Genomic DNA, 14841 nt, shown 5'->3' on the forward strand with positions numbered 1-14841 from the left:
TTGTAGGCCGGGTAAGGCGTAACCGCCACCCGGCGCAAACACCGCTGCGGCCCCAATTCGCCCGATGGCGCTGCGCTTACCGGGCCTACAAAGGCCAGTTCGGAGGGTTTTGTAGGCCGGGTAAGGCGAAGCCGCCACCCGGCGCAAACACCGCTGCGGCCCCAATTCGCCCGGTGGCGCTGCGCTTACCGGGCCTACAAAGTCCAGACCGGATGGTTTTGTAGGCCGGGTAAGGCGTAGCCGCCACCCGGCGCAAACACCGCTGCGGCCTCAATCGCCCGGTGGCGCTGCGCTTACCGGGCCTACAAAGACCAGCCCGGAGGGTTTTCGTAGGCTGGGTAAGGCGTAGCCGCCACCCGGCGCAAACAGCGAAAGTCTCAACTTTATTTCCCCTCACCCCGAATAAATCTCCCTCCCCGTGCGTTTACCCCTTGCCCGCATACTGGAGATCCGCCCGATGATTCGCCCTTTGATATTTGTGCTCGCCCTGCTCTCTCCTGCCCTTTACGCGCAGCCGGTCAGCTATGTCATCAACACCGAGAAAACCCCCATTACCCTCTCGTGGCACGCCTTCGGCGGTATCCTCTCCTGGGCCAATCTCAACGGCGTGACCGGGAACGTCACCCTGGATCCGAAGAATGAGTTCAGCGATCGCATCGAGGTCACCATCCCCGTCTCGACGCTGGTGGCGTCCAACCGCCTGCTCACCTGGCAGCTCAAGAGCGATATGTTTTTCGACGCCGCGCGCTACCCCACGATCCAGTTCAACAGCACGCGAATCGTCACGCTCGGCGACGGGCGTTTCAGGGTGTTTGGCTCACTCAAGGTCAGGGACATTACCCGCCCGGTGATCCTGGAGGCGACGCTGGAAGAGCACAAAGCGCAGGAGTCCATCTCGCTGCACGCCACCACCGCCATCTCACGATCCGCCTATCAGATGGATAAATTCGCGATGGTGGTGGATGACCGCATCAATATTAACATTGAGATCCAGGCCAGCGCCTCATAGCAGCGCCAGCTGCAGCTGACGCGCGCTGGCCTTAAGCTGCGTCGCCGGGTTGCGACCAATCAGCACAAACTGATAGTCCCTGTCGCGCCACCAGGCGACATTCATCCCGTGCCGCTGTTCGTTGCTGATATCGGTCACATCCCCCTGCTCAAGGGGGGAAATACACAACGCCATCGGCCCGAAATCCGCATGCATCCAGACGATCTGAGCGATCGCCGTGCTCTCGTAGCGCAGCATGCGGATCATCTTCAGCTCCGCATCGGCCAGAGCCAGCTGCAGCTCACTCACTTTCAGGCCAATATCCTCGGCGGTACGCACGATCCCCCTTGCAATGAGCGGCGGTGAGCTGTCCACATCCAGCAGAGTTTCGGCGCTGTAGAGCGACATGTACTGCGCCTCAAGATCGCGAATACGTTCGTTCTCCGTGTGCAACGCCACCGACGGACGCGCCAGATAGCCGAGCCCGGAACCGATCAGCAGAAAACCGACGGACGCGGCGATAAGCGCGCGGCGGCTGACACCGGGCCGGGACGCCGGGGTGTTTGCCAGCCAGGTCTCCAGCCGTTCCTCCATCTGCGCCGACGGCGCCTCTTCCAGCAAAGGCGCAAACGCGCGCTGATAATCCTGATGGCTGGTTTTCAGCTCCTCCGTGCGCGCCGAGAGCCGCTCGTCGTGGGCAAGCTGCTCTGCAAAGACGCGGGCGTCGTTGGGGTCCATCTCACCATCCAGCCAGGCGACAATCGCATCGTCCTGATAAGGAGGCGTAAAACGTAACGATTTCAAGAGCGTTTCTCCTTTGCTGCCGGGCGGGCGTCCAGGGTTTTCGCCAGCTGGGCCCGCGCCGTGGCCAGGCGGCTCATCACGGTGCCGATGGGGACCGACAGCGTGTCAGCCGCCTCCTGATAGGTGAATCCTTCGACGTAGACTAAAAACAGCGTGTTGCGCTGGGCTTCGGGAAGAGCATTCACCCGCTGCATGATTTTTTGATAGTGAATGCGATCCTCATCCTGCCCGTGGGTATCCGGGGCGATCAGCTCTTCGCTGGGCACAAATCCCTGCCCCTGGCGGACGTGGCGGGCGCGCAGATCGGAGATCCAGATCGAGTGGAGAATCGAGAACAGCCATCTGTCGATACGGGTGCCCGGCGTGTATTGCGCGCTCCGTTCGAGCGCGCGGACGCAGGTCGACTGAACCAGCTCCTCAGCCAGATCCCGGTTTCGCGACAGCACCAGCCCGTAGCGCCAGAGGCGCGTCAGGTGTGCTGCCAGCTGTTGGCGAACGTCACTGGTGGTGATTTTTCATACCCTCCCGCTGCAATCAGGATTCCGGATGGCCGTTGATCGCCGCCTGCAGATCGCGATACTCCTCGCAATCCTGGCCGCAAATCCCGGCAATGACTTTCAGCTGCTCTTTCGCCAGATCCGGGCGACCTTTCACCATCCAGGCTTCACCCAGATACTCACGCGCTTTGGCGTAGTTGGGCTGCAGGGCAAGGGAGCGCTGATAATAGCCGATGCCCTCATCCGTGCGCCCCAGTTTGCGGGTCGCATAGCCGCGATAATTCCACGCCTCTGCCGTATTGGCATTTTTCAGGGAATCCAGCAGATTCAGCGCCGCCTGGTACTCCCCTTTTTTCGCGAGGTGGTACGCATAATTGGTTTTGTCCTCATCGCTGAGGCTGCTGGTTTTCTCCGGGACACAGGTCTTACTCACGCTGTCGTACACCTGTCCCGACGGGCAGTCCGGCGTTTTACTCTCAGTATCATTATTGCCCATCGCAAAGACCTGCGGGGCCTGTAAGAAAAATAACAGCGCCGGGATGGCGAGGGTTTTAGCGAAGGTACGAGGAAGCGATGACAGAGCGTTCATTTTCTACTCCTGGTTCGGTGGTTGTCAGGTGAACGAGGAGTAAACGCCTGAGCGCCTGCTTCTATTCGACGAAAAGGGAAGATTTATCGGTGCCGAAAATCATACTAACGGCCTATGCAACCTGGTAACGGAAAAGGATAAATTGAGCCAACAATAAAGCCCGTATTTATTATTAGCGTATCTAGCAGATTATTGCCGCTTCGCCACTCCTATTTTTCATTCCGGTCGCAAACATAATATATCGTATAAATGATTCATTCACCGCATCTAAAATAACGTTTTAGCCCTCCTTAATTGACCGCATATTTACATTCAATAAATTCAAATATATTCACTGAATTAATTCGCATTATATCCAAACCCGAAAAGAGAAAAAAACACCGCAGCCGCACGCCACGCGGGATGCGGTGGGAAACTGGCTTATAGCCATCTTGGTAAAACTATTCAATTCAGAAGGGGTTAACTGCAGGTTACCGGTGCTTCATTTGCATAATCTGATATTTATAGCTATATCATTTTTAGTCCATTTAAATAATATCTTTATAAATCACAGGGCTTTATATAACACAAAAAACACCGAATACAAGTCAAGCCAAAGTAAATAAATAGCTTCACCTGATGTTGCCACTCTATTCGCTGGCGGGCATCGGCCGCTCTGAAGAAATCAACGGTAAGCACTATCGTCAAAAATAGTGAATTCGCCGGGGGCGCTCTTTACCCGCAGAAAAGTGATGGCTTCGTCTTGCACGCCATTTCAATAAAAATCTGTTGGGAGTCATCAATATGAGCCAAATCTCTGTCATTTCGAAACTTACTGGCGTGGAAACCACCACAGAAGGCACTCAGGTTACTCTGGATCACTCCTCCATTGTGAAGCTTCACGTCGGCCGGGCCGACATTTCCCACTACACGCGCAGTGGCAACGATCTGATCGTCAGCCTGCACTCCGGCGAAGTCATTACCCTGAAAAACTTTTACCACGGCGACGCGCAGGGCGAGAGCCAGCTGGTGCTGCAGGAAGGCAACGGCGCGCTGTGGTGGATTGAAGACCCAACCGCCGCAGAGCACTACGAGGCGATTGCCTCAACGGATGTGCTGATGGGCTCCTCCGGCGATGGCGGCGGCGCGGCCATCTGGCCGTGGGTGCTGGGCGGTGTTGCCGTCGCAGGCGGGATCGCCCTTGCCGCGGGTGGCGGTGGCGGCGGAGGCGGTGGTGGTGGCGATGACGACAACCCGACCAACCCTGGCAATCCGGGGAACCCGACTGACCCGGACACTACGCCGCCGAACGCACCGACCAATCTGCAGTTCTCCGGGGATGGGACCTCGGTCTCAGGGACCGCAGAGCCTGGCAGCACTATCACCCTGAAAGATGCCAACGGCAATCTGGTCGGCACCGGGAAAACCGGCAGCGACGGGAAATTCACCATTGAACTCGGCACCCCGCTGACCAACGGCGAGCAGATTTCTGCCACCGCCACCGACTCCTCCGGCAACGTCAGCAAAGAGGGTCACGTCACCGCGCCGGATCTGGTCACGCCGGATGCACCGGACATTTTGATCGTTAACGACGATGTCGGGAGCGAAACGGGCCCGCTGTCCAACGGCCAGCGCACGGATGACGCGCGCCCGACCCTGAGCGGGATCGGCGAAGCGGGCACCACCATCACCATCTTCGATAACGGCACCAAAATCGGCACCACAACCGTCGACGCCAAGGGCAACTGGAGTTTTACCCCGCCGAATGCGCTGTCCAACGGCAGCCATACCCTGACCTCTACCGCCACCGATGCGGCGGGACACACCAGCGCGCCGTCTGCCGGGATCACCATTGTGGTCGATACGGTGGCGCCAACGGCACCGGTGATTTCCAGTGTCACCGATGACGTCGACCCGGTCACCGGGCCGCTCAACAACGGCGGCAGCACCAACGATCAGCGCCCGCTGCTCACCGGCACCGCCGAAGCCAATTCCACGGTGACGATCTACGATAACGGTATCGCAATCGGCACCGTCACCGCCGCCGCGAACGGCAGCTGGACCTTTACCCCGTCCGTCAATCTGAGCGAAGGCAGCCATGTGCTGACGGTTCGCGCCACCGACGTGGCCGGGAATACCAGCCCCGCCTCGCCGGGCTTTACTATCACGGTCGATATCACCGCTCCCGCCGCACCGTCGGCGTTTGTGGTGAACGATGAAGTCGGCTCGATCCGCGGCGCGGTTTCCGCCGGCCAAACCACCGACGCCAGCCAGCCACGCCTCACGGGCCGCGGCGATCCGGGCAGTACGATTATTATTTACGATAACGGCGTGGAAGTCGGGAGAGTGACCGTCGGCCCGAACGGCCTGTGGGCCGTAGCGCCGAATGGCCCGCTGTCGGAAGGCCCGCACTCGGTCACGGTGCGTGAAATTGACGCCGCCGGAAACCCGAGCGGCCTGTCGCAGGCCATCAACTTTATCGTCGACACTGTCGCACCGACCCAGCCGGTGATCGCCTTAAACCCTGCCGGGAATCAGGTGACCGGCACCGCCGAACCGAACAGCACCATTACCATCACCAACGGCACCGGTCAGAGCTGGACGGGCACGACAGATGGCAGCGGTAACTTCACTATTCCGCTCAACCCTGCGCAGACCAACGGCCAGACCATTTCCGTCATCGCCTCTGACGCCGCCGGGAACGACAGTATTCCGGCCAACGTCGTCGCCACCGACACCATCGCCCCGAACCCACCGGCCGATCTCACCGTCGCCGGTAACGGCGCCAGCGTCAGCGGCACCGCCGAAGCCAACAGCACCGTCACGGTCAAAGATCCGGGCGGCAATGTCATTGGCACCGGCACCACCGACGGGACCGGCCATTTCACCGTGCCTGTCGCTCCGCCGCAAACCAATGGCGAAGTGCTGGAAGTGATCGCCAAAGACCCCGCAGGCAATGCGAGTCAGCCGGGTCATGCCGATGCACCGGACACCACCGATCCGCTGGCACCGGATAATCTGGCTGTCTCTGACGATGGCACCACCGTCACCGGCACCGCCGAGCCGGGCAGTACCGTCAGCATCAAAGGCCCGGATGGCACCGAGCTGGGTCACGCCACGGCGGGCGATAACGGCGACTTTACCGTCACTATCAACCCGCCGCAGCTCAATGGCGAAACACTGACCGCCGACGCGACGGATCATGCGGGCAACACCGGGCCAACCGCCTCGGTGGATGCCCCGGATATCACCCCGGCGCAAACCCCGGTGATCACGTCGGTGTATGACGACGTAGCCAACGGCATCGGTGATGTCGCGAACAATGGCCTGACCAACGACGCGACGCCAACCATTCGCGGCACCGGGGAGCCGGGCACCACGCTCTATCTCTTCAGCGGCAGCAATCAGATCGGTACCCTGACCATCCCACCGAGCGGCATCTGGGAGTACACCCCATCGGTGCACCTGCGCGAGGGCGGGCACGTCCTGACCGCCACCGCCATTGACGCCGCCGGGAACGCCAGCGGCACCTCGAACAGCTGGAGTATTACCGTCGACAGCGCGGCCCCTGCGGCACCGGTCATTACCTCCGTGGTTGACGATGTCCCAGGCAGAACCGGTCCGCTCGATACCGGCGAAATCACCAACGACGCTCGTCCAACCCTCAACGGCACGGGCGAACCTGGGGCGACCATCAGCGTGCGTCTGGACGGCGTGCAGATCGGTACCGCCGTGGTCAGCGATGGCGGTTCATGGACCTTTACCCCGACGCAGGCGCTCCCGGAAGGCGGCCCGCATACGCTCACCGCCGTGGCGATAGATCAGGCCGGGAACGTCGGTTCCCTTTCGAATGGATTTGAGATCATCGTCGACACCACGCCGCCACCGGCTCCGTCGATCGCGACGGTCACCGACAACACCGGGAGCGTCACCGGCCCGGTCACCAGCGGCACCCCGACGGATGAAACCCGTCCGGTGCTGACGGGCAACGCTCCGCCGAATACGATTATCACCGTGTATGACGGCACCACCCTGCTCGGCACCGCCACCCTCAACGGCAGCGGCGGCTGGAGCTTTACCCCACTCACCCCGCTCACCAACGGCACCCACTCCCTGACGGTGGTCGCGACCGATTCCGCAGGCAATTCCACGTCCTCACCGCCATTTAGCCTGGTGGTGGATACCGTCGCCCCGGCGACGCCAGACTCCCCGGACGTGACCGTCAACCCGGACGGCCAGCCAACGGCGCTGAATCCTGGCGAAGCGACGCGCGACACCACGCCGACCTTAAGCGGCACCGGCACGCCGGGCGATACGGTGACCATCTACATTGACGGCGTTAAACAGCCTGATGTGATCACTGTTCAGCCGAACGGCACATGGACCTGGACGCCGACTCAGGCGCTGCCAAACGGCTCTTACGATGTCGCCCTGACCGTGACCAACAAAGACGGCGCGGGCAACGAAAGTGCGCCATCTCAGCCGGTGACCATCATCATTGATACCGATCCGCCAGCGACCCCGACCGCACCGGTGGTGACCGATAACGTCAGCCAAATCACCGGCCCGGTTGCGGATAACACCAGCACCAACGATTCACGTCCGGTGCTGAGCGGCACCGGTACCGCCAACGACGTGATCATTATTTATGACAGCGTGGGCGGCGCGGCGAAAATCGAAGTGGGCCGCGTCACCGTCGGCGCGGACGGCAACTGGAGCTGGCGGCCAGACACGGCGCTGACCCAAACCACCCACGCCTTCACCACCACCGCCACCGACGAAGCGGGGAACGTGTCGGGCACATCGCCGGTGATTACGGTGACGGTGGATACCACACCGCCGGTCACGCCTGAAATCACCGCAGGTACCGTCGCTAATGGCGGCTCGACGTCAGACGCCACCCCGACCATCAGCGGGACCGGCACCAGCGGCGATACGGTGATTATCTATAACAACGGGGTCGAAGTGGCTCGCGTGCCTGTCACCGGCGGTAACTGGACCTGGACCAGCCCGTCCGTCTCAGACGGCGCGCTGAAACTGACCGTCTCCTCCGTCGATGCAGCGGGTAACGTCAGCGGCACCAGCCCTATTTACACCATCACGGTGGATACCGTCGCGCCGACCACGCCGCAGATTGATAGCATCTCCAGCAGCACACTGGCGAACGGCACGCTCTACACCAACGACAGCACACCGACCATCAGCGGCAAAACCGAAGTTGGCAGCACCATCACCGTGCGGATCGACGGCGGCGCGCCGCAGCAGGCCACCGTGGATGCCAACGGTAACTGGACGCTGACCCTGCCGAACGGCTCAGCGCTGACGGATGCCCCTCATACCATTATCGTCACCGCCACCGACGCCGCTGGAAACGCCACGCCGAGCGCGCCGGTGACCGTGACGGTTGATACGAATGCCCCAAATGCACCAGTGGTCACCAGTCTGGCTGTCGAAGGGACGCCGCTGACAGGCACCGCAGAACCGGGCTCTACGGTGATCGTCAAAGGGCCAAATAACGTTGAACTGGGTCGGGGCGTCACCGATGGCTCGGGCAATTACTCCATTGCCCTTTCTCCGGCGCAAAACAACGAAACCACCCTGACCGTCACGGCGACAGACGCCGCAGGCAACGTCAGCGGCCCGACAGACTATCAGGTCACCGACACGCCGAATCTGCCGGATGTTCCGGCGATCACCTCCATCGTCGATGACAATGGTCTCAGCGGTGACGTTGAGGTGAAAGGCGCAAGCTCCAACGACACCACGCCGATCCTCAGCGGGACCGCCGTGGCGAACAGTATTGTGACCATCTATCTCGATGGCAGCCTGGTGCCCTGGGCGGTCGTCACCGCTGGCCCAACCGGAGCCTGGACAGCCAGCTCGCTGGTCCCGCTCGGCGAAGGCCCGCACAGCTTTGCTGCCACCGCCACCGTGGGCGCTGAGACCAGCGGCCTCTCTCCTGCCGCCACCGTCACCATCGATCTGACCGCACCGAACGCACCAATCCTCGGCGCAGTCACCGATGACGTCGGCCCTGGCACCGGGCCGCTGACCAACGGACAAATCACCAACGACAGCCGCCCAACCCTGAGCGGCACCGCCACGGCGGGCGATACCATTACCATCTACAACAATGGCACCGCCATTGGCACTGTGGTGGTGGGTTCCACCGGCACCTGGAGCTTTACCCCAGGGGGGGCGCTGGGGGAAGGCAACCACGCCCTGACCATTTCCGCCACCGATCCGGCGGGGAATGAAAGCCCGCAATCTCCGCCGTTCAATATCGTGGTCGATACGGTCTCCACCACGCCGGTGATTGTCGGCGCGGACGATAACGTCGGCACCGTGACCGGGAACGTCCCGTCCGGCGGCACCACCAACGACAGCACGCCGACGCTTTCGGGCACGGCGGAAGCCAACAGCAGCATCGCGATTTTCGAAGGCAGCACCCAGATTGGCACCGCCACCGCCAACGGTTCGGGGAGCTGGAGCTTTACCCCGACCACGCCGCTGGGCGAAGGCAGCCACACCTTTACGGTGATCGCGACCGATCCTCAGGGCAACGTCAGCACCAGCTCGAACAGCTACACCGTGATCGTCGATCTCACCCCGCCAGCGGTACCGGTGCTCACCTCCGTTGCCGATGACGTGCAGGGCGGCGCGGTCGGCAATCTGACCTCGGGGCAGCTCACCAACGATGCCACGCCAACCCTCACCGGGACCGGCGTCACGGGCAGCACCATTCACATCCTGAATAATGGTACTGAGATCGGCACCGCAGTGGTCGTGGGCGGGGCCTGGACCTTTACACCGCCGACCGGACTGGCCGACGGCGTGTACAACATCAGGATCAACGCCACCGATCCGGCGGGTAATATCTCGGCGAACTCCCCGGTCTTCTCCTTCACCGTGGATACCACGCCGCCTGCGGCACCGGCTCTCACCTCGGTGCAGGACGACGTCGGCCCGGTCACCGGAAATATCACCGACGGCGGCAGCACCAACGACAGCCGGCCAACCTTTAACGGCACCGGCGAGATCGGGGCGACGGTCACTCTGCTCAGCGACGGACAACCCTTCGGTACCGCGGTGGTGAACTCCCAGGGGAACTGGACTTTCACGCCAACGGCACCGCTGGCCGACGGGGCGCACACCATCACCATCAGCACCACCGACGTGGCGGGCAATACCTCCATCACCAATACCACCTTCACCCTGACGGTCGATACCCAGCCGCCAGCCGCACCGCTGATTATTAACGCCACGGATGACGTCGGCGCTATTCTCGATCCGGTGTTAAACGGCAAAACCACCGACGATACCCGACCGCAGCTGAACGGTTCGGCGGAGGCCAACGCCACCATCATCATCTATGAAAATGGCGTCCAGGTCGGCACGGTGCAGGCCAACGGCTCGGGCGCATGGAGCTTCACCCCGCCGAGCGCCCTGAGCAACGGCAGCCACACCTGGACCGCCACCGCGACCGACGCGGCGGGCAACGTCAGCGTGGCGTCGCCGGGCTTCACGGTGATCGTGGATACCATCGCACCGCTGGCTCCAGCCATCACCCAGGCGATTGACGATGTCGGCACCGTCACCGGCCCGCTCGGCAGCGGCCAGACCACAGATGACACCCTGCCGCGCCTGATCGGGACCAGCGAACCGAACGCGACCATCAATATCTATGAGGGCAACACGCTCCTCGGTACCACCACGGCGGATGCCAGCGGGAACTGGGCGGTGACGATCACCACCGCGCTCACGGCAGGACCGCATAACCTTGTCGCGCAGGCCACCGATGCTGCGGGGAATAACAGCGATCCGTCCCCGAGCTTTAGTCTGACTATCGACCTGACGCCGCCAACCATTCCGGTGCTGCTGACGGTGGTGGATGACGTCGGCACCGTGACCAACCTGACCAGCGGCCAGCTCACCAACGACGCCCAGCCAACCCTCTCGGGCACGGCGGAAGCGGGCTCGACGGTGAAAATCTACGATAACGGCGTGCTGATTGGCTCCGTCACTGCCACCGGCGGCGCGTGGTCCTTCACACCGACCCCGGCGCTGAGCGACGGGCTGCATCCCCTGACCATCACCGCCACCGACGCCGCCGGGAACGCCAGCGGTCCGACAACGGCCTTCGTGGTTAACGTGGACGCCACCGCGCCAATTGCCCCGGTGATTTCGTCGGTGGTCGATGATGTCGGCACCATCACCGGACCGGTGATCAACGGCAATCCGACCAACGATACGACGCCGACGCTGAACGGCACCGCCGAGGCCAACACGACGGTGCGCATTTACGACAACGGCGTGCTCATCGGCACCGTGACCGCCGATGGTAACGGCGTCTGGACGCTGCCGCAGGCCACCATCTCGTTGACCAACGGACAGCACAACTTCACCGCCACTGCGACGGACGCGGCGGGCAACACCAGCGCACCGTCGTCCATCACCTCCATCGTGCTGGATACCGTCGCACCGGGTGTGCCGGGCACGCTGGCCGTCATCAGCAACGGGACACACGTCACCGGTCTGGCGGAAGCGGGCAGTACCGTCACCATCACCAGCAGCACCGGGACCGTACTGGGCACGGCGACAGCGGACGGCAGCGGCGCGTTCAACGTCACTATTTCACCGGCGCAGACCAACGGCGAAACCCTGCTCGCCTTTGCGACTGATAAAGCCGGTAACGCGGGCGCAACGAGCAACGTCATCGCGCCATTCACTAACCTGCCGAATGCGCCGCTGATCACTACCGTCAACGACAACGTCGGGACCATCACCGGCAATCTGACCAACGGCAAATCTACCGATGACACCACGCCAACCCTGAGCGGGACGGCGCAGCCGAACTCCACCATTACGCTGTACAACAACGGCGTGGCGATGGGCACGGCGACCACGGATGTCAACGGTAACTGGACCTTTACCACGCCGGTGCTGGGCGAAGGCTCCCACGCCTTTACCGCCACCGCCACCAACGTCATCGGCGGCACCGGGCCGGTCTCGCTGCCGACGACGGTCATCGTCGACACCATCGCCCCGAACGCGCCGAACGGCACCTTCAACGCCGACGGCAGCGTGCTGACGGGCACCGCCGAAGCGGGCAGCACCGTCACCATTCGTCTGGCGGATGGTTCAACGGTCACCACCACGGCGAATGCCGGAGGCACCTACAGCTACAGCTTCCTCAATAAACAGACGGAAGGTCAGACCCTGCAAATCACCGCCACCGATGCGGCGGGCAACACCTCGACGCCGGGCTCGGCACTGGCCCCTGTGGTGCCGCTGTCGGCCAGTTCGAACGTGGAGGAGCTGGCACTCGGCACCACGGCGACGGTGACGAACGCTCAGTACAGCGACTACGGCTCCCTGCTGGTCGGCGCGCTGGGCAACGTCCTGACGCTGCTGGGCAACGACACGGCGCAGGTCGGCTTTACGGTCAGTGCGGGCGGAAGTGCGGATATTTCGATCAACGCTAACGCCACGGGCGTGGTGCTTTCTCTGCTCAATACCCTGGAAGTGGTGGTGCAGCGCTGGGATGCGGTCAACGGCACCTGGACCACGGTGGTGGACACCGGTCTGCCGCAGTTTGCCAACCTGCTGACCCTCGGGGCGAGCGGCGTGACGCTCAACATGACCGGGCTGGCGGACGGGCAATACCGCGTGCTCAGCTACAACACCAACCTGCTGGCAACCGGGTCCTACACCAGCCTCGACGTGGATGTCACCCAGACCAGCGCCGGGACGGTGACGGGCGTCACCACCCAATCCGGAAACGTGATTTATGACGTTGACCCGACCACCGGCAGCGACAACGCCCCGGCGGGCACCCGCATCACGGCAGTCACCGATGCGCAGGGCCACACGGTGAACGTGACCGCAGACGGAACGGTGATCCAGGGTCAGTACGGCACCCTGACCATCAACCTCGACGGGAGCTACACCTACACCCTGACCAACACCAGCGCCGCCGTTCTGGGGCGGACCGAAAGCTTCACCTACACCATCGGCCATAACGGGGCCAGCGCCTCGGCGCAGCTGGTGATCTCGCTCGGCGCGAACACCGTCACCAACAGCGTCACGGCGGTGGACGATACGGCGAGCTTCACCTTCGACACCAGCGTGCACGCCATTAACAACGGCACCTCGTCCCAGGGTGGCTTTACCGTTGTCGGCGTGAATCTCGGCAACACGCTGGGGCTGAACCTCCTCGACGATCTGAGCAATCCGATCATCTATAACGTGGCGGAAGGCACCACCCGCACCATGACCATCCAGGCCTCCGTGGGCGGCGTGGCGCTGGCCTCGGTGTTCGACCTGTACGTCTATAAATTCAACGAGGCGACGCAAACCTTCGAGCAGATGCGCGTCCAGCCAGGCTGGCTGCGTGCGCCGCTGCTGGGCGGAACGTCAGCCACTCTGACGCTCAACCTGCCGGCGGGTGAGTACCTGTTCCTGCTGAACACCGCGGCGGGGATCACGGCCCTGACGGCCTACACCCTCAACGTGCTGGAAGACCATGTCTACACCGTCTCAAGCGTCGGCGGCAGCACCACCGGCGATGTGCTGGCGGATGATATCGCCCCGGCTGGCACCCACGTCACCTCGGTGAACGGTGTGACGGTCAATGGCACCGGCGTCACCACTATTCAGGGGGAATATGGCACCCTGACCATCAATGCGGACGGGAAATATACCTACACCCTGAACAGCGGTGTCGGGGCCGATCACATCAAAACGCCGGATACCTTCGTCTACACCGTGACCGCGCCAAACGGCGATAAAGACACGGCGTCGCTGAACATCACCCCGACGGCGCGGGCGATGGATGCGGTCAACGACGTCAGTGCGGTGATGGACGTGACCTCGGTTCACCACACCTCGGCATACTCGGACACCACCGTCGGAAGTGCCAGCTGGCAGGCGGCGCTGCTGGCTTCCACCCAGGGCAGCGGCAGCGGCACCTTTGTGGTCGACCCGAACACGGCGCTGCATAACGTGGTTCTGCACTTCAACGTCGCGTCGCTGCTCTCTCTCGGCGGGCTGACGGTGGACTGGGTGCTGTCGAACGGCTCGACCACCATCCGCAGCGGTTCGTTCAACGGGGGATTACTGCTGGGCGGCACCGCGACGGTGAACCTCAGCGGGCTGGATCTGGATGCGGGCACCTACACCCTCTCCTATACCGGGAAAATGGGCGCGCTGGCGGCGGGGCAAATCACCATCACCCCGGACGTGGTGGGGACCACTTACTCCCTCACCCAGTTCGATTCCACCAGCGGCCACACCGTCAACGGCAACATCTTTGACGGGACGGATTCGCAGGGGGCGATGGATCAGCTGCACTCGGTCGATACCCGTCTGAGCATCACCGGCTACAACGGCGTGACCACCACCCTTGACCCGTACACCACCAGCGCCGCTAACGTCACCATTCAGGGGCATTACGGCACGCTCTCCATCGGTGCGGACGGGCATTACACCTACACCATGAACACCGGGGTGTCGCTCTCGAGCATCACCTCGAAGGAGGTCTTCAACTACACCCTGACCGATGCGGCAGGCAAAACCGACAGCGCCTCGCTCACCATCAACATGGCCCCGCAGTTCATCAGTTCGGAGCATAACGATGTGATCAACGGGACGGCTTACGGCGATACCCTGATTTATCAGGTGCTGAACAACACCGTGGGTAACGCCACGGCGGGCAACAGCACCGGGGATCACTGGACCAACTTCTCCATCAGCCAGGGGGACAAAATCGATATCGGCGATCTGCTGGTGGGCTGGAACGGACAGGCATCGACGCTCGGGAACTACGTGCATGTCACCACCAGCGGTAACAACACTGTGATCTCCATCGACCGTGACGGGACAGGGACCACCTACACTAATACCACGCTGGTCACTTTGGACAACGTGCAGAGCAGCTACGACGAACTGGTTAATCAGCACCACAACATCATCACCTGATAGCA

5 protein-coding genes are annotated in these 14841 nt (G+C 62.3%); 2 read left to right on the forward strand and 3 right to left on the reverse strand.

All coding sequences use genetic code 11. The features are described 5' to 3' along the window. Window positions 1-457: 457 nt before the first annotated feature. Window positions 458-1009: a YceI family protein gene (locus tag U9O48_RS17065; RefSeq protein WP_285150806.1), complete on the forward strand. Its 552-nt coding sequence runs from the start codon at window positions 458-460 to the stop codon at window positions 1007-1009. Here the strand turns inward: U9O48_RS17065 and U9O48_RS17070 are convergent. Genes U9O48_RS17070 through U9O48_RS17080 form a run of 3 tightly spaced genes read right to left on the reverse strand, consistent with a single transcriptional unit; the run spans window position 1004 to window position 2878 of the window. Continuing rightward, entirely contained in the window at window positions 1004-1792 is a 789-nt protein-coding gene (locus U9O48_RS17070) for a hypothetical protein (RefSeq protein WP_324722834.1), read from the reverse strand. The two genes, U9O48_RS17065 and U9O48_RS17070, sit on opposite strands and share 6 nt — an antisense overlap. Further along, window positions 1789-2304 (reverse strand): sigma-70 family RNA polymerase sigma factor, encoded by a 516-nt coding sequence (locus U9O48_RS17075; protein ID WP_324724410.1) that lies wholly within the window; start codon window positions 2302-2304, stop codon window positions 1789-1791. Before U9O48_RS17075 ends, U9O48_RS17070 begins: the two co-directional genes overlap by 4 nt. A gap of 22 nt (window positions 2305-2326) precedes the next feature. Then, a complete protein-coding gene (locus tag U9O48_RS17080) occupies window positions 2327-2878 on the reverse strand; it encodes a tetratricopeptide repeat protein (RefSeq protein WP_282492912.1) in 552 nt (183 codons plus the stop codon). Between the two features lie 783 nt (window positions 2879-3661). Here U9O48_RS17080 and U9O48_RS17085 point away from each other — a divergent pair. Further along, on the forward strand, window positions 3662-14836 hold the full coding sequence (locus tag U9O48_RS17085; RefSeq protein WP_324722835.1) for a BapA/Bap/LapF family large adhesin: 11175 nt from the start codon (window positions 3662-3664) through the stop codon (window positions 14834-14836). Window positions 14837-14841: the final 5 nt, after the last annotated feature.

The organism is Lelliottia sp. JS-SCA-14 (genome assembly GCF_035593345.1).
Taxonomy (GTDB): domain Bacteria; phylum Pseudomonadota; class Gammaproteobacteria; order Enterobacterales; family Enterobacteriaceae; genus Enterobacter; species Enterobacter wanjuensis.